Genomic DNA, 26397 nt, shown 5'->3' on the forward strand with positions numbered 1-26397 from the left:
GAAAAGAGTATTATTATGGAACGATTATGCCCACGGAGGAGCAGAAATGATTCTTGACAGAGTGAGGGAATATATTCTCGTAAACAACTTAATAGAGGAAAACGAGAAAGTGCTCATCGCTTTTTCAGGTGGTACAGACTCACTGGCGCTGCTGGGAATCCTTCAAGAGCTGAGAGAAGCGCTTCATATAGAACTGGGTGCCTGTCATGTGAATCACATGCTCAGGGGAAAAGATGCGGAGGAGGATGAAGCCTTCTGCAGAGAAACGGCAGAAAGGCTCTCCATACCTTTTTACAGCACTGCAGTAGATGTGCACGCTCATGCAGAGGAAAAAGGAATGTCCTTTGAAGCGGCTGGTAGAGAAATCAGGTATGCATTTTTTAAGGAAATTATGGTAAACCATAACTATGAGAAGTGTGCCACAGCACATCACCTGGATGATCAGGTGGAAACAGTGCTGCTGAATCTCATGCGAGGCAGTGGTCTCAATGGACTCACGGGCATGTCTTCAAAAAGAGAGCAGTATATCAAGCCTCTTCTTTTTCTGAAGAAAGAGGAGCTCAGCGCTTATCTCGAGGATCATCAGATGATTCCGAGAGAAGATGATTCCAACAGGATCAGCATCTATCAGCGAAATAAAGTGAGAAATGAACTGATTCCTTATATCAGAGAGAATTTCAATGAGGATTTTCCGGAAACCATATGGAGAATGTCGGAGCTTCTGAAGGAGGATCTGGATTATATCCAAAGGCAGATGGGAAAAATGAAAAGCCTTTATGTCAGGGAAGGAAAAAACAGGAGCGTTGTCATCGAAAAGGATGCTTTTCGGGAACCGAAGGCCATGGTCACAAGACTGCTTTTTGATGCCATCAGCAGCGTAAAAGGCGATTTATCCGATATTGAAGAAGTTCATATCAAGGATATGATTGCCCTTCAGACAAAAGAGACAGGGAAACTCATCGATATCAAAGATGCAGTGATTGCCAGAAATGATTATGGAAATCTCATCATCGAGAGAAAAAAAACGGATACAGAAAGGGAAGAAGAAATGCTTCATGAGGAACTGAAAATTCCAGGAACCTACGTGGTGGATGGAAAGACCATCCGATTCCGGTTTGTGGAAAGAGACCAGATCGTAAAAGACAAGAAACTGAGATTCTTCAACGGAGATCTCATGGAGGAAACCGTCATAGTGAGAAACCGTCAGGAAGGAGACCGGATGAGACCCTTCGGGATGAACGGATACAGAAAACTGAAGAACATCCTCATCGACAAGAAAATCAGCAGAGAGGATCGGGACAGACTTCTGATATTCCAGAATCGCAATGATGTGTTCTACATCGGATCCATGATCATCAGTGATGATTATAAAGTGAAAGACAGTACAGAGAAGATTCTCGAAATCGGAATCTTCGAGGAGGAAGCAAATGATTGAAAATGATGTAAAAGAAGTGCTGATCAGCAGAGAAGAGCTGGCAGAAAAATGCAGAGAACTTGGGGCAAAGATCAGTCAGGACTTTGCAGGAAAAGATCTCGTTCTGGTGGGGATTCTTAAAGGATCAGTGGTATTCATGACAGATCTCATGAAGGAAATCACCATCCCCTGCAATATTGAATTCATGGAAGTATCCAGTTATGGAACAGGAGCTGTGAGCTCTGGTGTCGTGAAAATCAACAAGGATCTGGATATGGATATCACCGGAAAGAATATCCTTATTGTGGAGGATATCATCGATACGGGACTGACTTTAAGCTATCTTGTCAATTACCTGAAGACAAGAGGTGCTGCAGGAATCGATATCGTATGCCTTCTGGATAAGAAGGACAGAAGAACCAATGATATTCCGGTAACCTACGTGGGCTATGAAGTTCCTGATGAATTCATTATCGGGTATGGCATCGATTATGCCGAGAAATACAGGAATCTTCCTTATGTGGCATCCCTGAAGGAAGAAGTTTATCAGAAATAACGTCGATTATCCTTTATTCTTTCGGGATTTACCTGTAGAATAAATAGTATACAATTTAATTTAAAGAGCATTCTTTAAAATGAGCAAAAGAAAGGAGCAGGCAAAAAAGTAGAATTGCCTGATGAGCGTATGAATACAAATCGTAAAGTACCCAATATGTTCAGCTTTGTAGCGGTGATCATGCTGTTTTTCATCGCCATGCTGTTATTCAACAACGTGGACAATCAGCTGAATTCCATTTCATTTAATGAATTCACCACTGAGTATAAAGCGGACAGGATCAAAGAAATCAATATCTCCGATGATGGTATGACCATCAAAGGAATCAAAACCGATGATACCACTTTCACAACGGTGGCAGCACCTGAAAGACTGGCGCAGTTTCTGAATGAGGAAGGGAAGGAAGAGGTCATTGAAAGATACACACCAAGATCCGATTTCTCCCTCTGGACCATTCTGACACCAGTGCTTCTTCTGGGTGGTGTAGCTATGTTCCTGATTTTCATGAACAAGCAGAATCAGAGCATGGGCAACAGCAACAGAAGCGCCATGAATTTCGGTAAAAGCCGTGCCAAGATGGCAAACCCCGACAATAAATCCGTCACATTCAAGGATGTGGCCGGTGCGGAAGAAGAAAAATACGAGCTGGAAGAAGTAGTGGAGTTCCTCAAGAATCCGAAGAAGTATCTGGACCTTGGCGCAAGAATTCCAAAGGGAATCCTTCTCGTAGGACCTCCTGGAACAGGTAAGACGCTTCTTGCCAAAGCGGTGGCAGGAGAAGCTGGTGTTCCGTTCTTCAGCATTTCCGGTTCAGACTTCGTGGAAATGTTCGTCGGTGTCGGAGCATCCAGAGTAAGAGACATGTTCGAGCAGGCCAAGAAGAATGCCCCTTGCATCATCTTCATCGATGAAATCGATGCGGTGGGCAGAAAAAGAGGCGCAGGTCTTGGTGGTGGACATGATGAAAGAGAACAGACACTGAATCAGCTGCTGGTGGAGATGGACGGTTTCGGCATCAACGAAGGAATCATCATGATCGCGGCAACCAACAGACCGGACATCCTCGATAATGCGCTTCTGAGACCCGGAAGATTCGACAGACAGATTGCAGTGGGTTATCCCGATGCACAGGGAAGAGAAGAGATTCTTAAGGTGCATATCAGAAAGAAGCCTCTGGGCGAAGATGTGAATCTGAGTTCGCTGGCCAAAATGACCACAGGCTTCACAGGAGCCGACCTTGAGAACCTCACCAATGAAGCGGCCCTTCTTGCGGTGAGAGCAAATAAGAAGTTCATCACCATGAGAGAGCTGGATGAAGCCATCACAAGAGTCATTGCAGGGACGGAAAAGAAGTCAAGACTTGTTTCCGACCATGAAAGAAGACTTACGGCGTATCATGAAGCAGGTCATGCCATCATCGGCAGAGTGCTTCCGAATATGGACCCCATCCATCAGATCAGCATCATTCCAAGAGGAATGGCTGGAGGATACACCATGCACATTCCTACAGAAGACCGCTCCTATATGAGCAAATCAAGGCTTCTGGACATGATGGTCTCCCTTCTGGGTGGACGAGTGGCGGAATCTCTTGTGCTGAAGGATATTTCCACCGGAGCCAAGAACGACATCGACAGAGTGTCGAAGATCGCAAGATCCATGGTCACGGAATACGGAATGAGTGAAAAGGTGGGCACCATCTCCTTTGGAGAGGACCAGGAAGTGTTCCTGGGTAGAGATTTCAGCAAGTCCAAGAACTTCTCGGAAAAGATGGGTGAGCTCATCGACGATGAAGTGAAGGAACTGGTGGATACCGCTTATAAGAAGGCGGAAGAAATCCTTACGGAAAACATGGATAAACTTCATATCCTGGCGGCCAAGCTTCTGGAGTTCGAGAAGATCGAAGCGGAAGAGTTCGAAGAACTTTTCACCACCGGTCAGATCACAAAACGTGTCCATGCGGATGCGATTCCAGTGAAGGAAGCGAAGAAGGCACCGGAAACAGCTGCGGAAGAAAAGGCTGAAGAAGAGGACTTTAAAGGAACACCTGTGACCGAAAGCTGAGTATATAATAGAAGATGATAATAGGCAGATGTTCTGCCTATTATTTTGTGAGGAAATGTAAATGATTACAGAATCTCAGGGAAGCGCTTTAATCCAATCACAAGGGATGTTATAATGGTATTTGAATTGGAGGTTTTTATGATCGATGAACTGAGACCGGGAATGGTCTATGAGCATTCAAGAACTGTAACGGATAAAGATACGGCAGAAGCCCACGGATCAGGAGATCTTGCGGTTTATGCGACACCAGCTCTGGTGGCATTGATGGAATATGCGGCCAAGGAGCTTGTAAAGCCCCGACTTTCGGAAGGCGAAACCACTGTGGGCGTAAGAATGGAAGTTTCTCATCTCAAAGCCACAGCAGTGGGAAGTGAAGTGCGTGCACGAGCGGTGCTCCTGGAAGCGGAAGGCAGAAAGCTCAGCTTCCGCATGGAAGCATATGATGGAGAAATACTCATCGGAGAAGCCCTTCACGAGAGAGTAATGGTAGACGCGGAAAGATTCATGCGTAAAATCAGCAAATAATATAAAACAATTTAGGAGGTACACTTTGAAAACAGATATTCAAATTGCACAGGAATCAACCATGCTTCACATCAGAGATGTGGCAGGACAAATGGGACTCACGGAGGACGATCTGGACTTTTACGGAAAGTACAAGGCGAAGATTTCTCTGGACGTACTCAAAAGAGAAGAGGATGCAGAGGATGCGAAGCTGATTCTGGTCACAGCCATCAATCCTACTCCTGCAGGAGAAGGAAAGTCTACAGTCACGGTAGGTCTAGGTCAGGCACTGACGAAGATCGGCAAGAAAGCAGTGATTGCACTGCGTGAACCGTCTCTTGGACCTGTGTTCGGGGTCAAGGGTGGCGCTGCGGGCGGTGGATATGCACAGGTGGTTCCAATGGAGGATATCAATCTTCATTTCACAGGAGACATGCATGCCATCACCACGACCAATAATCTTCTTTCAGCAGCCATCGACAATCATATACATCAGGGAAACAAGCTGAACATAGATGTGAGAAGAATTCTGTTCAAGAGAGTCATGGACATGAATGACCGTGCACTGAGACAGGTGAATGTGGGTCTGGGCGGAAAACCCAACGGATTCCCGAGAGAAGACGGATTCATGATCACAGTAGCCTCTGAAATCATGGCGATTCTATGCCTTGCCACTTCACTGGAAGATCTGAAGGAAAGAATGGGACAGATTCTCATCGGCTACAATTACGACGGAGAAGCCATCTTCGCGAAGGATCTGAATGTACAGGGTGCCATGGCGCTGCTCATGAAGGATGCCATCATGCCGAACCTGGTTCAGACCCTTGAAAATACACCTGCCATCATCCATGGCGGACCATTCGCCAATATTGCCCATGGATGCAACAGTATCCTAGCCACAAAGACGGCACTGAAGCTGGGAGATTATGTGGTGACGGAAGCAGGATTCGGAGCGGATCTTGGCGCAGAGAAGTTCCTGGACATCAAATGCAGATTCGGTGGTCTGAATCCGAGTGCGGTGGTCATCGTAGCGACGGTGAGAGCATTGAAGCATCACGGTGGGATTCTGAAAGCAGATCTTTCCACGCCGAATGTGGAAGGACTCGAGAAGGGTATCGTGAATCTGGAGAAGCAGATTGAAAACATCAGAAAGTTCAATCTTGAACCAGTGGTTGCCATCAATAAGTTTGTATCTGATTCTGAAGAGGAAGTGCAGTTCTTCGAAGACTTCCTGAATAAGATGAATGTCAAGGTTGCCCTGACCGAAGTATGGGAAAAGGGCGGAGAAGGCGGAATCGAACTTGCACGTAAGGTCATCGAGGTGGCTGAAGGCGCAGGAACCTATAAGCCTTTATACGATGTGGAACTTCCGATAAAAGAGAAGATCAGCACCATCGTGAAGGAAATCTACGGTGGAAGCAGCGTCGCCTATTCTCCAAAGGCGGAAAAGGCCATCAGGGAAATCGAGGCCATGGGACTGGACAAGAAGCCGATCTGTATGGCGAAGACCCAGTATTCCCTTTCTGACAATCCTAAGCTTCTGGGAGCGCCTAAGGACTTTGAAGTGAAGGTCAATGAAGTGAAGCTCTCCAACGGTGCAGGATTCATTGTATGTCTCACAGGAGATGTCATGACCATGCCCGGACTTCCGAAGGTGCCAGCTGCCAACAACATGGACATTGATGAGGATGGCAACATTCTCGGATTATTCTAGAAAAGTGAAGAAACAGGTGAAGCCGGTCTTGGGACTGACTTCGCCTTTCCTTTTGGGGAGAGGGTCAGTCTTTCTCCAGCCGGATGGAAGTTCATGGAGCAGTATAAGGAAGGGAACTTCAACTGATTTGTCTGATTTACTTGACAAACGGGTAGTTATTGCTAAAATTATAGTGTTCAAAAATATAGCAGCACAGAAAAATGTATCCATCAGCAGCTTTTTAGCTGCTTTTAAAATATTATGGGGAGTTGTCATATGATACTATTAATCGATGTAGGAAACACCAATATCGTCATGGGTGTACATGATGGCACAAGCATCGTTTCGGACTTCAGACTGTCCACAAACTTCATGAAGACCTCTGATGAGATATCCATTGATGTGATCAGCCTTTTCAGACTGAATCATCTGGAGGTGGAAAGCATAGATGGTGTCATCATTTCATCCGTCGTTCCTAATGTCATGTATTCTCTGGAAAACATGGTCAGAAAGGTGTTCAAGGTAACCCCCATTGTGGTGGGAGCCGGCGTGAAGACTGGAATCAATGTGAAAACGGACAATCCCAAAGAAGTGGGTGCGGACAGAATTGTAAATGCTGTGGCAGCTACTGCAAAATACCAGAGAAGCCTCATCATCATCGACTTCGGAACGGCAACGACATTCTGTTCCGTAAAGAAGGATGGGACTTATGCCGGAGGCATCATTTCTCCGGGAATCAAGATTTCCGCAGAAGCGCTTTTCCAGAAAGCGGCGAAGCTGCCCAGAATCGAGCTCATGAAACCGGAAAAAGTCATCGGAAAGAATACCGTGGTCTCCATGCAGTCCGGTATGGTCCATGGCTATATCGGTCTTGTGGAGCATCTGGTTAAGCTCATGAAAGCGGAAATGATGGCTGACGGAGAGGATGAACCCTTTGTAGTGGCTACTGGAGGCTTTTCAAGACTGATCAATCAGAACACCGACTGCATTGATGCTGTGGAACCGAATCTAACCCTGGAAGGGCTGAAACTGATATATGATAAAAATAAGAAATAGTGTACTTGAGAGCAATGTCTTTCTGGCACCCATGGCTGGCGTTACAGATATCTCCTTCAGGGAGATCGCCATATCCATGGGCTGTTCTATGGTATACTCTGAAATGGTCAGCGCCAAAGCGCTCCATTACGGAAGTGAAAACACGAAGGAACTCCTCCGGATTTCTCCCAAGGAGAAACCCATAGCCGTGCAGCTTTTCGGCAGTGAAAAAGAGATTCTGTCAAAAATCGCCGGCAAGTTAAGTGAGAATGAGGATATTGTCCTCATCGACATCAACATGGGCTGTCCCGCTCCGAAGCTTGTGAAAAACGGGGAAGGATCCTCTCTGATGCTGGATCCGAAGAAGGCGGCGGAAATCATCACGGAAGTGAAGAAAGCCACCAGCAAACCCGTCACCTGTAAATTTAGAAGAGGGTTCAAGATGGGAGAGGAGACCGCAGTGGACTTCGCCAAGAGAATGGAAGATGCGGGAGCCGATCTTGTGACCGTGCACGGAAGATTCAGAGACCAGTTCTATTCCGGAACTTCCGATCGGGAGGTCATCAGAAAGATCAAGGAGAGCCTGAGTATACCGGTCATCGGAAACGGTGACATCTTCAGCGGACAGGATGCCCTGGACATGTTTGAAACCGGATGCGATGGCATCATGGTAGCCAGAGGAGCGCTGGGGAATCCCTGGATCTTTGAAGAAATCAAAGCGGCCATGGAAGGAAGATCCTATGAGAGACCTGGCTATGAAGAGCGGCTGGATACGCTGATTCTTCATTACAACAACACACTGTCCTATGACGGAGCGTATAAGGCAGTAAGGGAAATGAGAAAGCATGTGGGCTGGTACCTGAAAGGGATGCCCAATAGTACTGAAGTGAAAAATACAATCAATTATGAAACGGACCCCAAAGTAGTACTGGAAACACTGGCTTCCTACAAAGAGAAGCTGGCTGAAAAAAGCTAAAATCATTGACATATAAGGACAATGTTACTATAATAGGAAATCAAATAAACCATTAAGGGGATTTAAAATGAGTGAAGCAAAAAAGTATGTAATGACCTATGAGGGTGTCAAAAAACTGGAAAAGGAACTTGAGTACCTGAAGACAGTGAAACGTAAAGAAATAACAGAGAAAATCAAAGTTGCACTAGGTTATGGGGACCTCAGTGAAAACTCCGAATATGATGAAGCAAAGAATGAACAGGCCTTCGTAGAAGGAAAGATTTCACAGCTTGAAAATACGTTAAGAAACGCATCCGTCATTGACGAAAGTGAGATTTCGCTGGATATCGTCAGTGTAGGATGCAGCGTGAAGGTATATGACTATGATTTTGAAGAAGAAGTGACGTATTCCATTGTAGGTTCCACAGAGGCGGATCCGATGAACTTCAAGATCTCCAACGAATCACCAGTGGGCAGTGCGCTCATCGGGCATAAAGTGGAGGATGAAGTCATAGCCATGGTGCCAAACGGAACCAGCAAGTTCAAGATATTAGAAATAGGAAGAGAGTAGGTGCAGGATTGACAAACGAAGAGAATAACATCAGAGAAAATGAAACCAGACTGTCAGAACAGGAAATGCAGAGAAGGGATAAGCTGAAAGCGCTGCAGGAAGCAGGGCAGGATCCTTTTGATGTCTATAAAGTGGAAGTGACACACAACTCCACTGAAATCAAGGAAAATCATGAAGCGCTTGCAGGCGTGAAGATCAAGACAGCAGGTAGACTCATGAGAAAAAGAGTTCAGGGGAAAGCAGGCTTTTCTGATATTCATGACAGAGAAGGAAAGCTTCAGTTATACATCAAGCTGGACAACGTAGGAGAAGAAAAGCTGAAGTTCTTCAAGACACTGGACCTGGGAGACTGGATCAGTGTGGAGGGTGAAGTTTTCATCACAAGAACCGGTGAGGTATCTCTTCAGGTATCAAGCTTTGAACTCATCGCCAAAGCCCTGAAGCCTCTTCCAGACAAGTGGCATGGACTGCAGGATGCGGATCTTCGCTATCGCCAGAGAGAAGTGGACCTCATTGTGAATCCTGATGTGAAGGAAAAGATGATCAAGAGAACGAAGATCATCAGAGAAATCAGAAACTATCTGGATGAGAGAGGATATCTTGAGGTGGAGACACCGATTCTATCCCCCATCGCTGGTGGAGCGGCAGCAAGACCTTTCGTCACCCATCACAATTCACTGGATATCGACATGTACCTTAGAATCGCCACAGAGCTTTATCTCAAGAGACTCATCGTGGGCGGATTCGAAAAGGTCTATGACATGGGCAAGAACTTCAGAAATGAAGGAATCGACTACAAGCATAATCCTGAATTCACCATGATTGAGCTCTATGAAGCCTACAGCGACTACAACGATATGATGGATCTTACAGAAGATCTGGTATCTTCTGTGGCGCAGAACGTGCTGGGCACCATGAAGATCACTTATGAAGAGACGGAGATCGATCTGACTCCTCCATGGAGAAGAGCAACCATGGCTGAACTTGTGAAGGAAGCCACAGGAATCGACTTCGATGCCATCACAGTGGAAGAAGCCCATGAAGCGGCAAGAGAGAATCATATGAAGGATGACTTCAAATACGATATCGAACATACCTCAAAGGGTGATGTCTTAAATGCCATGTTCGAAAGATTCTGCGAAGACAAGCTGATTCAGCCTACCTTCGTAACGGACTATCCGGTGGAGATTTCTCCGCTGACAAAGAAGAAGAGAGGAAATCCTGAGTACACAGAACGTTTTGAAGGATTCATCTTCGGCAGAGAAATCTGTAATGCGTATTCAGAGCTGAATGATCCCATCGTACAGAGAGAAAGATTCAACCAGCAGGCCGGCGAAAGAGAGCTTGGGGATGATGAAGCCTACATGATCGATGAGGAATTCATGAGTGCTCTGGAAACCGGTATGCCACCAACAGGCGGACTGGGTATCGGTGTGGACCGTATCGTCATGTTCCTGACGGATGCGCATTCCATAAGAGACATCATACTGTTCCCGACCATGAAGCCACAGGAATAGAACCTTAGTAGTATCAATTTGTGTGAGTTATTATGATTGAAATATACGACTGATTTACGACTGAAAAAGAGAATACGCTTTAAAAAGTGGTTAGACAAATATCTGTCTAACCATTTTCTTATTTTATATGATATTATGAATACATGACTACGTAAGGAGCGATTATAGAATGGCGAATGATAGTTTGTTAAGTGCTAAGAAAGCAAAGAATGATGAGTTCTATACTGTATTTGAATATGTACAAAAAGAAATAAATGCGTATTTAGAATATGATCCGTATGTATTTAAAGGTAAAACCATTTTACTACCATGTGATGATCCAGAGTGGAGTAATTTCACACGTTTTTTTGCGCAAAATTTTGAGGCTCTGGGGCTAAAAAAGCTAATAAGTACAAGTTATTCTTTTGATAGCAAGAAATCTCAGTATGAGCAATATCATCAGTTAACATTATTTGAAATGACATCACCGCAATATGATGAAAAGAAGTCTCATGCACAAGGCAAAATTTATACATTAACTAAAGATATCAATAAGTCGGGAAATGTTGATATAAATGATCTCGAATGGAGATATCTTGAAGGAGATGGGGATTTTCGCTCTAATGAAGTTCGAGCGTTGAGAGATGAAGCAGATATAATAGTTACAAATCCTCCGTTTTCACTGTTTAGAGAGTTTGTAGATTGGATTTTTGAAGCAGATAAGAAATGTATAATCATTGGAACTATTGGTGCTGCATCATATAAGGAGATTTTTCCATTAATTAAGGATAATAAATTATGGATCGGAGCTACAAATAATGGAAAAGACATGGTGTTTGAAGTACCAGAGGGAGCAAAGGTTGACCCAAAAGACAAGTTAAAGGCTGAAAAGCTCGGTTATGTTGGAAACTACACTAGATTAGGAAATGCTTGTTGGTATACTAATGTAGATCACGGTAGAAGACACTTACCTTTATCCCTAATGACAATGAGTGATAACTTAAAGTTTAGCAAACATAAAGAAATACTCGAAAATGGCTATATTAAGTATGAGAACTTTGATGCTATTGAAGTTCCTTATGTGGACGCGATTCCTTCAGATTATGAAGGTGCTATGGGAGTACCATCAAGTTTCCTTGATAAATACAATCCAGATCAATTTGAGATACTGGGGCTAGCTCATGGAAATCTTGGTGTAGAACTTGGGATTAGACCTTATGATAGGAAATTAAAGAAAATTAACAAAGGTTTACGTGATGGAGATTTTTACTACTTTAAAGATGGTAAACCACAAATACCATATAGCAGGATTGTAATAAAGAAGAAGGTGAGCAAGTGATAACTGAATTGAAAACTGATATTTCAGTTGGTGAAATATGTCATGGATTTGTATACAACGAATATGAAGGTAAAGGGCTATTTGGTTTATCTGGAAAACTAGTCATTCAGCCAGAATATCAAAGGAATTATATATATGCTGACGGCAAAAAAGATGTAGCTGTTATCCAGTCTTTATTAAAAGGTTATCCTTTAGGACTTATCTACTTCTCTAAAATAGAAGCTGATAAATATGAAGTCTTAGATGGACAACAGAGAATTACAAGTTTTGGTAGATTTGTCACTGGAAAATTTCCTATTATTGGATCTGACGGAATACCACATTATTTCTCTGGGTTAGCTTCGGATTTACAGGAAAAAATTATGACTTCTAAGATGACAATATATATTTGCTCTGGAACGGAATCAGAAATAAAAGAGTGGTTCAGGACTATAAATATCGCAGGCGTTCCACTTAATGATCAGGAGTTATCCAATGCGATTCATTCAGGGCCTTTTGTTACAAAGGCAAAAGAGGAATTTAGCAATTCTCAAAATGCCAATGTACAAAAATGGAGTGCTTATATTAAAGGTGATGTTAAACGTCAAGACTTCTTAAGAACTGCACTCAATTGGGTGAGTAAAGGTCATATTGATGATTACATGAGTAAACATCGATATGATAATAATATTAATGAGTTGAAATCATATTTTACTAGTGTAATAGATTGGATTTCAAGTGTCTTTTCAAGTGTTGAACCAACTATGTGTGGTCTTGAGTGGGGTTCGCTATATGAGAAATATCATGGTAATGCCTATAATCCTCAAGATATTTCAAGACAAGTAAATTCTTTACTTGAAGATTTTTATGTAAAGGATAAAAAAGGAATTTATGAATATGTGTTGGGAGGGTGTACGGATAAAAAACTGCTTAGCGTTAGGGTTTTTGATGAAATAGTGAAAAAAACTGTTTATTCAAAACAAACTAATGAAGCAAAGACAAAAGATATATCGAATTGTCCTCTGTGCGCTATAAGCTATGATAGTAATAGAAACCGAATCTGGAAGTTGTCAGAAATGGATGCTGACCATGTAACCGCATGGAGTAAGGGGGGATCAACGGACATCAAAAATTGTCAAATGCTATGCAAAACACATAATAGGGCGAAAGGTAATCGATAATTTATAGCTGATATATTTTCGATTCTTAGGAATATTTTAATTCTTCAAATGAGAAGAAGCGATCATCATTTAGAATGGTCGCTTTTTTTCATTTTCTTATTAAATTTTGATTTCATAACTTATAAAATCCTATAATTCATTGTTTGTGAGTCTATACTGGTTTCTTTGAATATCTTCTAATTTGACTATATATACAGAAGAAGCATTTATTAGATTGGTTAGATACACTCTATTATTAAGAGTAGTATCATATACCAAAGAAGCACAATGGGCTAAATCGGATGCTATGAGCTTTTTCACACGTAGACCTAAAGAATGATCATCGGGCTGATATTCATTCAGCATCGGGATAAAAGAATCTTCAATAAATGACTTAAGAAAAACCTTGTTAATTTTACTGAATGATTTCGTTCTGTTTGCAAATTCTAGGAAAATATCTTCAAAATCAGATTTGCATTTTTCATAAAAGTACAAAAGAGCAGAATCGCGAGCAGAATCTATGTTATTGATAACATCATCTTCTAGAATTCCATATAGAATCGCAGGGTATACGTTGTTCACTGAAAAAAGTATGTTCCAATAAGTACTATATTTTGCATAAGGAACATAATCACTCATAAATAGTTCCTTATCTATCTGATAAGCATTATTTACTGATGATACCTCATTCCATATGATTCTAAATAAATCCTGCAAATAATTCCTAATTTCTTCGTCAGTACCCCACAGAATTTCTTTTATGTTATTAAATGGTAATTTGTGAACAAGTCCGTCATTTTCAAGAAAATCATCAGTAGTATCAAGGGCTGCATCAGTTATTAAAAAACGGTTATTTTGAGTTCGTCTGTTGTTGATTATCCAACTTATTTGTTTACTGTCATGGCAATAAATTTCCTTATGTGAAAGATTTGACTTCAATACCTCATCTCTAATTCTCTTAGATGCTTTTTCATAAATGAATTCTAATATATTTTCTATATTTATAGATATCTCCTTTATAGGTAGGTATCAATTGGGTGGTTTTGTGAAATAAATTCCGAATTTAATAACTAGTTCTGATGATAATATAAACTCAACGGAAGCGCAACCGAATAAAAAATTGAAGGAGATAAAAAAATGAAAGCAACACTTATTGGATTACAGCACATTAACTTTACTAACACATCTGGAGAAACAATTAACGGTAAAAATATCTTCGTAGCATTCAAAGATGAGAACATTGAGGGGTACAGAACAGAGAAATTCTTTTTGAGAGAAGGAATTGAACTACCTGCTGATACCAAAATTAATGATTCCATTGAGATAGCGTATAACTATAAAGGGAGGATCGAAAAGGTAACTAAAGTAGGTAAATAATAATAATTGACATTGAGGGGCTTAGTTGCCCCTTGATGTTTAATTAAGAAAGGATCAATGCGTATGAATAATGAATACACATCAAACAGAAGGACTAGGCTTAAAGAATTTTCCAGAGTTCGTCTCGGAGTATATCAGATGTTTTACATGCCATTCCTTATCATACTATTAATACCAATACTTATACTAGCAGTAATTATATGGCGAGAGAAAAATAAGTTGATACTGTTATTAGACATTCCTAACATTATGATCCCTTTAATTCAGTTTGTTGTAAATTTCCTTTCTGTTTCAATACCGCTTCTTCTATTAGCAGGATTGTTTGTAACCATTGGAAATATTACAGCACAGAAGGATGAAGCGGATCTTGAGGAAGCATTTACTTCACAAGATTTGCGAAATGGTTGTCCTATACTTGTTTTTAAGAAGCGTATTAGAGGTACTGAAGTGACTGTAAGAGAATTTCAATCTAGTATTCCATTAAATATTTGGATTGATAGAATGGATGCCATTGCAGATTCTATGAATATTAGTTTTGTTGAAAAAATAGATTATGGAAGAGCAAATGGTAGAAGAGTTGTTATTCACACAGTTCCTGGAAGGGAGATTAAATCGAGGGGTAACTTATATGACGAAGACTTTTGATTTAATCCTTGGTTATGATTTTGATAAATGGTACGGTTATGGAATGAAAAAACCAATCATTACTGATACTTCATCAAAGACAAATAGCCATACAATATTATGTGGTATGTCAGGAAGTGGAAAAAGCTATGCCACAAACATACTGTTCGCGAAAATATGCAAAAATGATTCACAAGGTACGGTATACTTTTCGGATTTTAAACAGGATGATCAATTTGCTTATTTGCGTGAATGTCCTCGTTACTATCCTTATACAAGGTCAATTGAAGCATTGGAGATAGTATATGGCATACTCCATAAACGGCAATCTGGTGAAGATTCAAGCCGAGATCAAGTAACGCTGATTTGGGATGAGTACATTGCTAACATACTAGCCATTCAAAATACTGACAAAAAGAAAGCTGATGAAGTAATGCGTAAAGTGTCGGAAATCTTAATGCTAGGTCGTTCTCTTGCTGTGAGACTAATCATATCTTGCCAGCGTCCTGATGCAGCTGCTTTCCCTTCTGGAAGTCGTTTAAATTATGGTGTAGTCATTATAGTAGGAGCACCCAATAGAAGTATATACGAGATGCTAATACCTAAGGAATATATTGATGAAGTAAACGATAGAAAATTTACAGTGGGTGAAGGTGTGGTATTGTTGCAGGGTTCACAGTTAGAATTTGTTAAAATCCCTATAGTTCGTGATGCAGACAAAATGCAACAAATTTGTATTAATGCACTAACAAAATAAAAGAAAGTGGTGGGCGGTGGCGAAGCCACAAGCCCACACACTGTTGGCTTAGTATTACCCAACAGTGCACAAACGTTTAAACATATAGTGTTTGCAAGGGTTTTGGAGTGTTCCAATCAAAAAACAAAATGAACAGAAGGGAGTGTACAGAATAGATACGCAATCATTTATGTATCAACTAACAATAAATTCGCCACTAGATAAAAATTACTCTCATCAGCAAATATTAAGTATTTTCCGAAGTAACTTTAAGACTCTATCATATATCTGTATGGCAGATGAACAAGGATCACAGTTCCACACACATGTATTTGTGACATTTGCTTCTCGAGTTCGATTCAGCATGATTAAGCGATATTTTCCAGAAGCTCACATAGAAAAGTGTAAAGGATCGGTTTCTGATAATGTAAATTATGTTAGGAAAACAGGGAAATGGGAGAATGATAAATCAAAGCAGGAAAAAAAGATAGAAGGATCATTCGAAGAGTACGGAACACAACCGCCAGATAGTAAAGGTAAAAGAGGAGACATGTCAGAATTGTATCAGATGGTTTTGGATAATATGACCAATGCAGAAATATTGGCACAGAACCAAGATTACATTCTACAAATTGATAAAATCGATAAAGTACGAACAACAGTCTTAATGGAGAGATTCAAAGAAACAGTTCGTCTTGATCTAGAAGTCGTCTATATCTGCGGAGCAACAGGAACTGGAAAAACAAGAGGAGTTCTTGAGAGTAATGGCTATTCAAATGTTTATAGGGTCACAGATTACCAGCATCCCTTTGATTCTTATAATGGACAATCAGTTATTGCTTTTGATGAGTTTAGATCTTCTCTAAAAATCAAAGAAATGCTCCTGTATTGTGATATATATCCAATAGAGCTTCCAAGTAGGTACTCAAACAAGTTTGCTTGTTACGATCGGATCTACATTATCTCAAATTGGGATTTGGAAAAGCAGTTTTCTGAAATACAGAAAGATGATCAGGAATCATGGCAAGCCTTTCTTAGACGTATTCACCGTGTTGTTGTTTATGAAGCAAATGGTGATATAAAAGAGTACTCTTCTACAAAGGAATACTTGAAGCGTGAAAAGTTGTTTTCTACAGAGAGAGTAAATTATGAATATCCTTTTGATTAGGAGATTGGAGTGGTGTTTATAAAACGAGAAGTTCCGATTTGGGAAAAATCAAACCTTACACTTGAAGAAGCTTCAGCGTACTTTGGAATAGGGGTCAATAAATTAAGAGAACTCACCAATGAAGAGAATTGTAAGTTTGTAATTTGGTGTGGAAGTAAGAGGTTAATCAAGAGAAAATCATTAGATGAATATTTAGAAAAGACGTACTCAATATAAAACAATATTGATATGGTTTATTGATGGACAATGAGAACATGTTGAGACTATAATTAGTTAAAGCGTGTTCTCTTTATCGTTATGAGAGGAGAAGTATCATGGCAGTAGAGAGAAGAAAAGATAATAAAATAGGGTGTTAAAGGAGGGAGAGTACCAGAGAACCAACGGAACATTTGAATTTAAGTGGAAAGATAATAGAGGAAAGAGACATTCCATTTATGCTAAAACACTTGATGAGTTGCGTAGTAAAGAGTTGGATGTATTACGAGATGCTCTAGACGGGATAAGATCTGATCGAAAAGATCTTAGAATTAATGATTTGTATGATCTATGGACTCAATTAAAGCGTGGACTTAAAGATAATACTTTTCAAAACTACAAGTATATGTATAACCAGTTTGTCAAAGATGGATTTGGGAACACTAAAATAGTAGACTTGAAAAGATCTGATGTAAGAGCCTTTTATAATAGGCTTGCAGATGAAGAACAATTAAAAATATCTACAATAGACAATATCCATACGGTTATACATCAAGTTCTGGATCTCGCTGTTGAGGATGATTATTTAAGATATAATCCCTCGGATAATGCGTTGAGAGAGCTTAAAAAGGCGCGTAATACCGATTCTGTTAAAAGGAAGGCATTAACGCTTCAAGAACAAGATTTGTTTGAAGAATACCTAAAGAACAGTCAATATTCGAGGTGGCATCCAATTTTTTCGGTTTTGTTGTGGACTGGAATGAGAGTTGGAGAAATTACTGGATTGCGTTGGTGTGATATTAACTTAGATGAAGAAGTAATTGACGTAAACCACACACTTGTATATTACAGTAGAGAGAAGCAAGATGGGTGCTTATTTGCGGTAAACACACCAAAGACTGAAGCGGGAAGAAGAATAATTCCAATGTTACCGAAAGTGAAGGAAGCTTTTATTGCTGAGAAAAAGTTACAAGAAGAATCTGGGATTAAATGTAATGCAAAGGTTGATGGATACACGGATTTTATCTTTGTCAACCGATTTGGCGGAGTGCAACATAATGGTACTCTGAATAAAGCATTGAGGAGAATTATCAGAGATTGTAACTTTGCAGTACTTGATAAAAGTGAAGATGAAGATCCAGTAACTCTTCCGAGATTTAGTATCCATACGCTAAGACATACATTTACAACAAGAATGTGTGAAGCAGGGGTTAATCTAAAGGTCATGCAGGATATTCTAGGACATGCAGATGCGGAGATCACAATGAATATATACGCTGATGCAACTAAAGATTTTAAGCGATTGGAAATGCTGAATTTACATGATTACTTTAAATCTGAATGTTAGATGGTGACTTACGACAACTATACGACAGAGTTACGACAGATTATAAAGAGATACGAAGAAATGTAAAATACGCGGTAATCGTATCATTAGGTAAATAGGGAAATGGAGAGTCTTAAAGGGTTATAATTTCATCAGAAAGATTTCCCGACCATGAAGCCACAGGAATAGAATATAAACAGCATAAGAAAGCTCCTTCAGCAGTGAATGCCGAGGGAGCTTTTATCCATGATTCTATGCAAGTATGATCAAGGCAGGCAGTGCGGAGCGCGGAGCCTGCCTTGCATCATAAGGAGAATGCTGATTGCTAAAGGAGAGAAATGTTTTTCAGGGCCAGTTCACTTCTCATTTCTTCAGGCCAGATGCTGCTCTGCACCTCTCCGATGTGGTATTTCTTCAGAAGGAACTGACAGATTCTGGACTGGCCGATTCCGCCGCCCATGGTCTGAGGCAGTTTCCCTTCCAGAAGAAGGGAATGGAAAGGAAGACTTGTGCGGTCTTCTTTTTCGGATTTCTTCAGCTGAGCCAGCAGCGTCTCCTTGTCCACGCGGATGCCCATGGAAGAAAGTTCCAGAACTTCATCATGAACAGCGTTGTAGAAGAGCAGATCTCCGTTTAAGCTCCAGTCGTCATAATCCGGTGCACGGCCGTCATGTCTTTCACCGCTGGTGAGATGATCTCCGATGCCGATGAGAAAGAATGCGCCTGTTTCCTTTGCAAAAGCGCTTTCTCTTTCTTTGGCTGTCTTGTCAGGATATTTCTCATAGAGCTCCTGGGAGGTGATGAAAGTGATGGCCTCAGGCAGCTGAGGCTTCAGGAATGGATACTTCTTTGCAAGAAGCAGTTCCGCATCCTTGAAGATGGAGTAGATGATGCAGACTGTATCTTTCAGTGTCTCCAGGTTTCTGTCACCTTCTCCGATGATCTTTTCCCAGTCCCACTGATCCACATAGATGCTGTGGATGTGATCCAGTTTCTCATCACGCCTGATGGCGTTCATGTTGGTATAGAGTCCTTCCCCAAGGGAGAATTCATAGTCTTTCAGTGCTTTTCTTTTCCATTTGGCCAGAGACTGCACGATTTCCACTTCTTTACCTGAATCCAGAATATCAAATGCGACGGGTCTTTCGATGCCGTTGAGATCGTCGTTTAAGCCAGTGCCTTTCTCCACAAAAAGAGGAGCAGACACTCTGGTGAGGTTCAGTCTTTCGGAAAGTTCGTGTTCGAAGAACACTTTGATGAGCTTGATGGCTTTCTGGGTCTCTTTCAAGGTCATGGTCGGTTTGTACATGGCGTTTTCCTCCTAAAATAAAAAATTCCTCTCCATCCCTACATAGGGACGAAAGGAAAGGCTTCCGCGGTACCACCCAGTTTAGCTTTGAAAAAGCTCACTTTTTAAGATACAGACAGTGGATCTGTCGATATCCGACTCCTATAACGGGGAGGTCCGTCCAGGTCTACTCGTTTCCTTTCCTCTGGCAGCTCCGAGGTGTTCTTCGACCATGTTTCTGTATCGGGATTTCACCATCCCCGACTCTCTAAAACATTAACCATGATGTACTCTTCTCATCTTTGCTTTGTTATATCTCATTATAGAAAATTTTCAGGAAGTGTCAAGAAAAACTTTTGTATTTTTCTCAGAGACACTTCGAAGAGGGTGGCGCAAAAGCAAGCTGCGTGCTGGAAAGGGAAGACGGACACAGTATGAGAGAAATCGGAATATCTCAATGTGCCTGCAACTGAGGTGCTAATCGCATAATAGTGTGAGTGTGCTCCCTGCAGAACATTGCACCAGAATTTAAGCTGCGGATTTCAATATTTTTTCAAAATAGGCCTTGCATTTCTCTATATCCTTGGTATAATAGTCTTTGTAATGACGTTCCGCGATAGCTCAATGGTGGAGCACTCGGCTGTTAACCGATAGGTTGGAGGTTCGAGTCCTCTTCGCGGAGCCATTTTTTTTATTTAATAGTTGCGTTGAGAAAGAGGAGTAATCACTTCTGTGCTTTTAGAGAGTATCCGGCTGGTGGAAGGATGCAGGCAGGAGGATGAAGGGCGCTTTTGAGCAATATGGTTGTAAGAGCAGGGCTTATGCCAAGAAGGGTGGAACCGCGGATTTATTTCCGTCCCTTCATGGTGTATGCTCTTTTTTGTTTATACTAGAAAAAATCGGAGGATGATGATAATGGAAAAGACCATGGACAAAATTGTCGCTTTAAGCAAAGGCAGAGGATTTGTGTATCCAGGCTCAGATATTTACGGAGGACTGGCAAACTCCTGGGACTACGGTCCACTAGGCGTAGAGCTCAAGAACAATCTGAAGCAGGCCTGGTGGAAGAGATTCATACAGGAAAGCCCATACAACGTAGGGCTTGATTCCGCCATTCTGATGAACCCGGAAGTATGGGTTGCTTCAGGACACGTGGACAGCTTCTCGGATCCTTTGATGGACTGCAAGGAGTGCAAGGCGAGATTCAGAGCGGACAAGCTTGTGGAAGACCACATGACCGAGCAGGGAGTAGAGTATGCCTCCGCAGACGGACTGAGTGAGGAAGAACTGAAAAACTACATCGATGAAAACGGCATCGTATGCCCGAAGTGCGGAAAGAAGAACTTCACGGATATCAGAAAGTTCAACCTGATGTTCAAGACTTTTCTCGGAATCACAGATGATTCCAAGACAGAGATCTATCTGAGACCGGAAACGGCTCAGGGGATTTTCGTGAATTTCAAGAACATCCAGAGAACCTCTAGAAAGAAAGTGCCATTTGGTATCGGACAGATCGGAAAGTCTTTCAGAAATGAAATCACTCCTGGTAACTTCATATTCAGGACAAGAGAGTTCGAACAGATGGAGCTTGAATTCTTCTGTAAGCCGGGAACGGATCTGGAATGGTTCGAGTACTGGAAGAAGTACTGCTGGAGCTTCCTTACAGATCTTGGACTGAATGAGGAAAACATGAGAATGAGAGATCACTCAGAGGAAGAGCTTTCCTTCTACAGTGTGGGTACAGCGGATATTGAGTACAGATTCCCATTCGGATGGGGAGAACTATGGGGGATTGCAGACAGAACGGATTACGATCTGAAGCAGCATGCAGAGCATTCCAAGTCGGATATGAATTATCTGGATCCTGTAACCAATGAAAAATATGTTCCCTACTGTGTAGAGCCATCCGTAGGTGTGGACAGAATGTTCTTATCCTTCCTGTCCGATGCCTATGAGGAAGAAGTGCTGGAAAATGGAGAGGAGAGGACGGTAATGAAATTCCATCCTGCCATCGCACCTGTGAAGGCGGCCATTCTTCCGCTTTCGAAGAAGCTTTCCGAGAAGGCTCTGGAAGTCTACGAGCAGCTGGCGAAGCATTTCAATGTGGAGTATGACGATGCGGGAAGTATCGGAAAGAGATACAGAAGACAGGATGAAATCGGAACGCCATACTGCATCACCATAGACTTTGATACACTGGAAGACCAGAGTGTAACCGTAAGAGACCGTGATACCATGGAGCAGATTAGATTATCTGTATTTGACCTGGTGGATTACGTGGAAAAGAAACTGGAATTTTAGCAGCGAGCAGGATGGAGGAGTGTAGATCCCCATCCTGCTCTTTTCAGATGGCAGGATGATAATTCATTTGTTGATTCTGCGGAAAGAAGATAGAATGAGAGTAAGAAATATCGGTTAGATGGAGGAACAATGAAAGACAATAGTAGAAATAAAAAGACGAACGAGCAGCTGGCAAAAAGTTCTGTGAAGAAAGCAGTGGATGGTGTCTATGATCTCATCATGGGCAATGCACTATTCATGCTTTTCAATCTTCATATTCTGCTTTTTCTTCTCTTTTACAATCCCACGAATATTGTGATGTATTACCTGTATATGGCAGTGCTCAGCCTGAATCTTCTCCCTTCCTATTCAGCGCTTCTATATGCGGTGAGCAGGAAAAGAGCAGAAGGGAAAGGCATCTTCAAGGATTTTGTGAAGGGATACAGGGAGAACCTGAAAAGCAGCCTGCTCATAGGACTTCTGGGTGCGGTACTGATCACATTCACGCTGTACAATGCCCTGTTCTTCTACATCAGTGAGATGAACCTGGTTTACGTGCTTCTCCAGCTTCTGATCTTCTTCATGCTCTTTACGATACTGGCGACGGTACCTGTGATGGTCCATGAGAAAGGGACGCTGAAAGAGGTGCTTGGAAAGACGATGAACAGATTTTTCAGGCTGATGCTTGGCGCGGCGGCGGCGGTTGTCATCCTGCTCATGAGTGTGTACCTAGGTCGCATCGTCATTATGACACTGATATTCGGGTTTGCACTGGCAGCCATGGCACAGAATGCACTATACTTCAGACTGCTTGGACAGTCTCAGAACAGGATATAAGGATGGATAGTAATGGGTAGAGATTTTAATGAGTTCAAACAGGAAGTCAAAGGGAAAAGCGTCGGTGTAGTGGGTCTAGGTGTGAGCAACATTCCGCTCATCGAATTTCTTCTTTCACTCGGTGCTGAAGTAGTCGGTTATGATAAAAGAGAGCTTGATTCCCTTGGAGAAGAGGTCCATGGTTTCAAGGACCGGGTGGAGCTGAATCTGGGAGAGGATTATCTGGATCATCTCATAGGTCTTCATATGATTTTCAAGACGCCCGGCATGAGATTTGATCATCCTGCGCTTGTGAATGCGAAGAAGGATGGTGCAATCATCACCTCAGAGATGGAGGAGTTTCTGAAGTACTGCAGGGCGAAAACCATCGGAATCACCGGTAGCGACGGAAAGACCACCACTACCACGGTGGTGGGGGAAATACTGAAGAAAGCGGGATACAAGGTTTATGTCGGAGGAAACATCGGTACACCACTGTTTACAGAGGTGGAGAATATAAGACCTCAGGATATGGTGGTGCTGGAACTGTCGAGTTTTCAGCTCATGACCATGACCACCTCTCCTGAAATCGCCATTGTGACCAATCTGTCTCCGAATCATCTGGATGTGCATAAAGATATGGAGGAATATATCGAAGCGAAGAGGAATATCTTCCGCTTTCAGAAGGCATCGGATCTTCTGATTCTCAATGAGGACAATGAAATCACCAGGTCTTTTGCAGCCCTTGCCAAGGGAAAAGTGGAATTCTTCTCTTCGAAAAATGAAAATGAAGATGCCTACTATAAAGACGGGAGTCTCTATCTGCGGGATGAGCGCATCGTGGATCTAAACGAAATGAAGGTCAAGGGCATTCACAATGCGGAGAATTTTCTGGCAGCCTTTCTGGCGGTGGAAGACTTCGTCGTGAAGCCTGTCATGAGAGAAACGGCGCTGACCTTTCCTGGGGTGAAGCATCGTTGTCAGTTCATCAGAGAATTTCAGGGTGTGAAGTACTACAATGATTCCATTGCATCCAGTCCCACAAGAACACTGGCAAGCCTTCGATCTTTTGACCGGAAAGTGAATGTCATTCTGGGCGGATACGACAAGCAGCTTGATTTTGCGCCATTGGCGGAGGAAGGCTACAAGTATATAAAGAACGCGGTTCTGGTGGGTGCAACGAAATACAAGATTCAGGAAGCGTTCAGAAAAGTCGAGGAAAAATCGGGGAGATACGTACCTCTTCATATGGCGGAAAGCTTTGAAGATGCAGTGAAAATCATGAAATCTCTCAGCAAGGAGGGCGATGCCGCCATCCTTTCACCTGCCTGTGCCAGCTTTGATCTGTTCAGGAATTTCGAGGAACGTGGGGACAGATTCGTGAAACTTGTGAATGAATTCTGAATATCTGTGGAACAATTTAGTTTTTTTAGGCGTTCCAATTGTATCATTGTGAACTTTGGGGTAAAATTTACTAGGAACACAAACAAAAGAAATCGGGTATTAAGTGGCTTTTAAAGCTATAGGAGGGTAAAATGAACAATAAAACCAACATCAAAAGAATCGGGATCATGACTGGTGGAGGAGACTGTCCTGGACTGAATCCTGTCATCAGAGCAGTGACAAAGACTGCAACAAAGGAATACGGCTGGGAAGTCATCGGGATCAGAAACGGGTATAAAGGTCTCTATGAAAACGACTGGATCAAGCTTGAAGGAGATATCACATCAGGTCTGCTTCATAAGGGTGGTACAATTCTTTACAGCTCCAATAAAGACAACCTGTTCCATTATCTGGTAGAAGAAAACGGAGAAATGGTGTATAAGGATGTTTCAGATGTGGGTGTCGAGAACATCAGGAACCTCGGTATTGATGTCATGTTCATTGTAGGTGGTGACGGAACGCTTACTTCAGCAAGAGACTTTGCAAGAAAAGGCGTGAACGTCGTGGCCATTCCAAAGACCATCGACAACGACCTGCCGTCCACCGACCGTACTTTCGGTTTTTCCACAGCGGTCAATGTGGCAACGGAGGCTTTGGACCGTCTTCACACCACAGCACAGTCCCATCACAGAATCATGGTTCTTGAAGTCATGGGAAGATATGCTGGCTGGATTGCACTTCATGCAGGAATTGCCGGCGGTGCAGATGTAATCCTGCTTCCTGAGATTCCTTATGACATTCATAAGGTGGCAGAGAAGATTGAAGAAAGAAAGAAGAACGGCAAGAATTTCTCCATCGTAGTGGTAGGAGAAGGTGCGAAACCCATTGACGGTGAAGTGGTCGTAAGAGATGTAGTGGAAGATTCACCAGATCCGATCAGACTGGGTGGAATCGGCATCAAGGTCGCACATGATCTGGAAAAGCTGTGCGGAAATGAGACAAGAGCGACCATTCTTGGTCATCTGCAAAGAGGCGGAAGCCCATCCTCATCCGATAGAATCCTTTCCACCAGATATGGTGTGGCAGCAGTGAAGCTGGCAGCGGAAGGAAAGTTCGGCAACATGGTTACGCTGAAGGGCAGCCATATGTCCTATGACTCTCTGGAAAATGTCATCGGACAGAAATCAAAGAACGTAAATCCAAATGGAGATCTGGTGGAAACAGCAAGATCCATAGGAATCTCCTTCGGAGACTGATCAGAATTCACAAAGAACCATGCTTTCGGGCATGGTTCTTTTATGTATGGCATGTTGCCGAAAAGATGGGCTGAAAGAAGCCCATGGCGAGATAGGGTGCAAACTGTGCATGATACAGGCCTTCCTGGTGCACTTGAAAAATCCGGAATTTAAAAAGCCCGACTGATCTCTAGCCCCGGAAGGGCGAGGTTTCGTCGAGCTTTTCTTGACGTATTATTTTATCCTGCTTGCTGTATGCGCTACTTTGACCATGGGAAAATCATTGGGACGCGCTTTTTGTAATCTTCCCAGCCATCGTATTTTTCCATGTTTTTCTCTAGCAGTGGGGTCGAGATCTTAATTAAGACCGTACTCATGATCACGGGAGATAAGATGAGGACGAGATAATAAATGACCGGATTGTCACCACTAAATAACATCACTAAGCCAGCGATATAGAGTCCTATCCAAATGATGATCTCACCGAAATAGTTCGGGTGACGCGTGACGGACCAGAGACCGGACTGAAGTAACGTCCGTGTGCCTTTTTGAATATGCTGACGCAGTTGTTCATCACCAACGACTTCAAAGAATAAACCGGTGAAGGAAATGAAGAGGCCTATGTAGACAATCCACTGGCTTGCGCCGGTAAAATCAAAGGTGTTGAATTTAATGATCGCATAACTCACCGAACCAACGATAAAATTGATGATTCCCTGCACCATAAACACGCGGAAGAAAGCAATCAGTACAACATTCTCTCCCCATTCCTCGCGCCACTGACGATAACGGAAGTCTTCCGGCTTACCGTAGTTGCGTTTCAATAGGCGAATGCTTAACCGCAGGCCCCAGAACGTAATGAATCCTACAACAAGGTAGGATAGGAATGTAGGCTCGCTTGTCGTGAGAAGCGTGATCCAGCTGCCAATCACGAAGCCCATGCCCCATCCTATATCAACTATGGAGTTGTTTTTGATCGCTGTCGCGATGAGGAAAATCACTGTGAAGTAGACAAACGTCACAATCATCGGAAAAATAAGCCCATCTAAGCCCCAGCGCGTAAAACCAAGGGTTGAAACCGCGAGGGTGATGATAAATAATAGCGGGTAAATAATAAGTCGCTTCTTGTCCATATGAATCGCTCCTTTATTTTTAAAATATTCTAACTGTAGTATAGCATTTTTCCTGTAAAATATCTGAATAAT

General features: G+C 42.3%; 24 protein-coding genes, 1 tRNA gene, 1 pseudogene and 1 other annotated feature. Of the genes and pseudogenes, 23 read left to right on the forward strand and 3 right to left on the reverse strand.

Annotated features, from left to right (window positions below):
- The first annotated feature begins 46 nt into the window (after positions 1-46).
- From tilS to ACHAL6_RS08910, 12 genes are all read left to right on the forward strand, one after another.
- Positions 47-1435 carry a tRNA lysidine(34) synthetase TilS gene (gene tilS / locus ACHAL6_RS08855; protein ID WP_395270162.1) on the forward strand — a complete coding sequence of 463 codons (1389 nt, stop codon included), beginning with the start codon at positions 47-49 and terminating at the stop codon, positions 1433-1435.
- Positions 1428-1970, forward strand: coding sequence for a hypoxanthine phosphoribosyltransferase (gene hpt / locus ACHAL6_RS08860; protein ID WP_395270164.1), 543 nt, complete (start codon positions 1428-1430; stop codon positions 1968-1970). Before tilS ends, hpt begins: the two co-directional genes overlap by 8 nt.
- A 129-nt stretch (positions 1971-2099) precedes the next feature.
- Complete coding sequence (ftsH, locus tag ACHAL6_RS08865) at positions 2100-4031, forward strand: ATP-dependent zinc metalloprotease FtsH (RefSeq protein WP_395270166.1); 1932 nt, start codon at positions 2100-2102, stop codon at positions 4029-4031.
- A 138-nt stretch (positions 4032-4169) separates the two neighbouring features.
- Positions 4170-4556 carry a thioesterase family protein gene (locus tag ACHAL6_RS08870; RefSeq protein ID WP_395270167.1) on the forward strand — a complete coding sequence of 129 codons (387 nt, stop codon included), beginning with the start codon at positions 4170-4172 and terminating at the stop codon, positions 4554-4556.
- Between the two features lie 25 nt (positions 4557-4581).
- The gene (locus ACHAL6_RS08875) at positions 4582-6249 is read left to right on the forward strand and encodes a formate--tetrahydrofolate ligase (RefSeq protein ID WP_395270168.1); all 1668 of its coding nucleotides are present in this window, start codon (positions 4582-4584) and stop codon (positions 6247-6249) included.
- On the forward strand, positions 6224-6508 hold the full coding sequence (locus ACHAL6_RS08880; protein ID WP_395270170.1) for a hypothetical protein: 285 nt from the start codon (positions 6224-6226) through the stop codon (positions 6506-6508). The genes ACHAL6_RS08875 and ACHAL6_RS08880 overlap by 26 nt, the downstream gene beginning before the upstream one ends.
- On the forward strand, positions 6505-7284 hold the full coding sequence (locus ACHAL6_RS08885; protein ID WP_395270171.1) for a type III pantothenate kinase: 780 nt from the start codon (positions 6505-6507) through the stop codon (positions 7282-7284). The genes ACHAL6_RS08880 and ACHAL6_RS08885 overlap by 4 nt, the downstream gene beginning before the upstream one ends.
- Positions 7268-8239: a tRNA dihydrouridine synthase DusB gene (gene dusB, locus ACHAL6_RS08890; RefSeq protein ID WP_395270199.1), complete on the forward strand. Its 972-nt coding sequence runs from the start codon at positions 7268-7270 to the stop codon at positions 8237-8239. The genes ACHAL6_RS08885 and dusB overlap by 17 nt, the downstream gene beginning before the upstream one ends.
- Before the next feature lie 67 nt (positions 8240-8306).
- The gene (greA, locus tag ACHAL6_RS08895) at positions 8307-8789 is read left to right on the forward strand and encodes a transcription elongation factor GreA (RefSeq protein WP_395270172.1); all 483 of its coding nucleotides are present in this window, start codon (positions 8307-8309) and stop codon (positions 8787-8789) included.
- A gap of 8 nt (positions 8790-8797) precedes the next feature.
- The gene (gene lysS, locus ACHAL6_RS08900; protein WP_395270174.1) at positions 8798-10306 is read left to right on the forward strand and encodes a lysine--tRNA ligase; all 1509 of its coding nucleotides are present in this window, start codon (positions 8798-8800) and stop codon (positions 10304-10306) included.
- A 169-nt stretch (positions 10307-10475) separates the two neighbouring features.
- Positions 10476-11624, forward strand: a complete 1149-nt coding sequence (locus ACHAL6_RS08905; RefSeq protein ID WP_395270176.1) for an adenine-specific methyltransferase EcoRI family protein — start codon at positions 10476-10478, stop codon at positions 11622-11624.
- Positions 11621-12784 carry an HNH endonuclease family protein gene (locus ACHAL6_RS08910; protein ID WP_395270177.1) on the forward strand — a complete coding sequence of 388 codons (1164 nt, stop codon included), beginning with the start codon at positions 11621-11623 and terminating at the stop codon, positions 12782-12784. The genes ACHAL6_RS08905 and ACHAL6_RS08910 overlap by 4 nt, the downstream gene beginning before the upstream one ends.
- A gap of 129 nt (positions 12785-12913) precedes the next feature.
- On the opposite strand, the gene ACHAL6_RS08915 is transcribed toward ACHAL6_RS08910, so the two are convergent.
- The gene (locus ACHAL6_RS08915; protein WP_395270178.1) at positions 12914-13702 is read right to left on the reverse strand and encodes a hypothetical protein; all 789 of its coding nucleotides are present in this window, start codon (positions 13700-13702) and stop codon (positions 12914-12916) included.
- Positions 13703-13900: 198 nt separating this feature from the next.
- On the opposite strand from ACHAL6_RS08915, the gene ACHAL6_RS08920 reads away from it, so the two are divergent.
- The 6 genes and pseudogenes from ACHAL6_RS08920 to ACHAL6_RS08945 all read left to right on the forward strand — a co-directional run bounded on the left by ACHAL6_RS08920 (position 13901) and on the right by ACHAL6_RS08945 (position 18211).
- A complete protein-coding gene (locus ACHAL6_RS08920) occupies positions 13901-14140 on the forward strand; it encodes a hypothetical protein (RefSeq protein WP_395270179.1) in 240 nt (79 codons plus the stop codon).
- A 63-nt stretch (positions 14141-14203) separates the two neighbouring features.
- On the forward strand, positions 14204-14785 hold the full coding sequence (locus tag ACHAL6_RS08925) for a hypothetical protein (protein WP_395270181.1): 582 nt from the start codon (positions 14204-14206) through the stop codon (positions 14783-14785).
- Positions 14769-15521, forward strand: coding sequence for a hypothetical protein (locus tag ACHAL6_RS08930; RefSeq protein ID WP_395270183.1), 753 nt, complete (start codon positions 14769-14771; stop codon positions 15519-15521). Before ACHAL6_RS08925 ends, ACHAL6_RS08930 begins: the two co-directional genes overlap by 17 nt.
- Before the next feature lie 169 nt (positions 15522-15690).
- The gene (locus tag ACHAL6_RS08935) at positions 15691-16668 is read left to right on the forward strand and encodes a viral replication protein (protein ID WP_395270200.1); all 978 of its coding nucleotides are present in this window, start codon (positions 15691-15693) and stop codon (positions 16666-16668) included.
- A 9-nt stretch (positions 16669-16677) separates the two neighbouring features.
- Complete coding sequence (locus tag ACHAL6_RS08940) at positions 16678-16884, forward strand: excisionase (RefSeq protein WP_395270185.1); 207 nt, start codon at positions 16678-16680, stop codon at positions 16882-16884.
- 98 nt (positions 16885-16982) lie between these two features.
- Positions 16983-18211 (forward strand): annotated as a pseudogene (locus tag ACHAL6_RS08945) (tyrosine-type recombinase/integrase).
- A 304-nt stretch (positions 18212-18515) separates the two neighbouring features.
- Here the strand turns inward: ACHAL6_RS08945 and asnA are convergent.
- Positions 18516-19499, reverse strand: coding sequence for an aspartate--ammonia ligase (asnA, locus tag ACHAL6_RS08950; RefSeq protein ID WP_395270187.1), 984 nt, complete (start codon positions 19497-19499; stop codon positions 18516-18518).
- Positions 19500-19540: 41 nt separating this feature from the next.
- Positions 19541-19790 (reverse strand) — a binding site (T-box leader).
- A 298-nt stretch (positions 19791-20088) separates the two neighbouring features.
- Between asnA and ACHAL6_RS08955 the strand changes: the two genes are divergently transcribed.
- The 5 genes from ACHAL6_RS08955 to ACHAL6_RS08975 all read left to right on the forward strand — a co-directional run bounded on the left by ACHAL6_RS08955 (position 20089) and on the right by ACHAL6_RS08975 (position 25213).
- Positions 20089-20163 (forward strand) — tRNA-Asn (locus tag ACHAL6_RS08955).
- A gap of 224 nt (positions 20164-20387) precedes the next feature.
- Entirely contained in the window at positions 20388-21779 is a 1392-nt protein-coding gene (locus tag ACHAL6_RS08960; RefSeq protein ID WP_395270201.1) for a glycine--tRNA ligase, read from the forward strand.
- Between the two features lie 129 nt (positions 21780-21908).
- Entirely contained in the window at positions 21909-22595 is a 687-nt protein-coding gene (locus ACHAL6_RS08965; protein WP_395270188.1) for a DUF624 domain-containing protein, read from the forward strand.
- A 12-nt stretch (positions 22596-22607) separates the two neighbouring features.
- Positions 22608-23978: a UDP-N-acetylmuramoyl-L-alanine--D-glutamate ligase gene (murD, locus tag ACHAL6_RS08970; protein ID WP_395270189.1), complete on the forward strand. Its 1371-nt coding sequence runs from the start codon at positions 22608-22610 to the stop codon at positions 23976-23978.
- A gap of 131 nt (positions 23979-24109) precedes the next feature.
- The gene (locus ACHAL6_RS08975; protein ID WP_395270190.1) at positions 24110-25213 is read left to right on the forward strand and encodes a 6-phosphofructokinase; all 1104 of its coding nucleotides are present in this window, start codon (positions 24110-24112) and stop codon (positions 25211-25213) included.
- 239 nt (positions 25214-25452) lie between these two features.
- On the opposite strand, the gene ACHAL6_RS08980 is transcribed toward ACHAL6_RS08975, so the two are convergent.
- The gene (locus ACHAL6_RS08980) at positions 25453-26325 is read right to left on the reverse strand and encodes a DUF1295 domain-containing protein (protein ID WP_395270192.1); all 873 of its coding nucleotides are present in this window, start codon (positions 26323-26325) and stop codon (positions 25453-25455) included.
- Positions 26326-26397 lie beyond the last annotated feature (72 nt).

Source organism: Proteiniclasticum sp. C24MP, assembly GCF_043951855.1.
In the GTDB taxonomy this organism is placed as follows: Bacteria; Bacillota; Clostridia; order Clostridiales; family Clostridiaceae; genus Proteiniclasticum.